This is a genomic window from Neisseria sp. P0009.S007 (assembly GCF_051962515.1).
Genome location: NZ_JBQCVF010000437.1, coordinates 1 through 1,151, shown reverse-complemented (window position 1 = coordinate 1,151; position 1,151 = coordinate 1). Strand labels below are relative to the sequence as shown.

The following is a 1,151-nucleotide window of genomic DNA, read 5'->3' as shown; positions in this document are numbered from 1 at the left end:
TTGTCTTATATCGGCCGCGATATACGCAATGATGCCGAGTTCGCGCCGTCTTCGTTAATCAGCGAGCTGCTGGATACCATTGCCGCCATGACAGGGAAAAGCGGGCGCGAGTTGTCGGAGAAATGGGTGAAACATCATCCTTTGCAGGCGTTCTCACGCCGTTATTTCCAAAAGGACGCGCTTTCAGACGGCCTCTTCAGTACGCGCCAAGATTACGCCGATGCGTTGAACCAACCGCAAGCGGAAGCGCAGCCGTTTTTCATTGAGGCTTTAAGTCAGGAAGAGCCGGGCAAAACCATTTATCAAGGCGAGCTCATCAGTTTTTGGCGCAACCCTGTCAAAGTTTGGCTGAAGAAAAATTTAAGCTGGGGTCAGCCGTATCTGGACGGTGCATGGGAGTCTGCCGAACCGTTTGAACCGCAACATGAAGGTCGGATTGCTGATGCCTATTTGGATGCGCGGCGCAAAGGGGAAGATTTTGAAGATACGGCCATTCGGCTGAATGCCGAAAGCCTGATGCCGGTAGGCGAATTGGGCGGTTTGTGGCAGAAGCAGTATCAGATATCTGCGAAAAACGTGGATACCGAGTTGATACGCAGTAACAAAAGGCCGTCTGAACCTTATGAAGAACACTTTGACGACTTGATTTTACAAGGCACCATCGGCAATCTTTACGAATGCGGCCGTATTGTGTTCCTAAATCAAAAAGACAATGCACCCAACCGCATTGCCCGTTTATTAGAGCATTTGATTTTTTGTGCCGTCGCCCCTAAATCCGTTGCAAACCGACAAACCTATATTGTCAGCTTGGGGCAGACCGAAACCTATGCCGCCATCGAGCAACAAACAGCAAAAGAACTTTTGAAAGAATGGTTGGTATATTTCCGAATCGGACAAAATACCCCCTTACCGTTTTTTGCCAAAACCAGCCTTGCCGCAGCGGAGGAGTACAACAAGAAAGAGGATTGGGATGCTGCCTTGAGAAAAGCCCATGAGGTTTTTAACGGCAACAAAATGAGCAAAGGGCAGAAAGAATATACCGAAGTGAAGCTGGTGTTTGGCCATTCGGATGAATCGCCTCTTGATGAGCCGCTATTTGAAAACCTCGTCGTCAATCTGCTTGTGCCGCTTTTGACCGGCGTGGCAGGGAA

Annotated in this window: 1 pseudogene; it reads left to right on the top strand. The window is 49.3% G+C overall.

What is annotated here, in order from left to right:
* Nucleotides 1-1,151, top strand: a pseudogene (locus tag ACTHS3_RS13875) (exodeoxyribonuclease V subunit gamma); the annotation flags it as partial.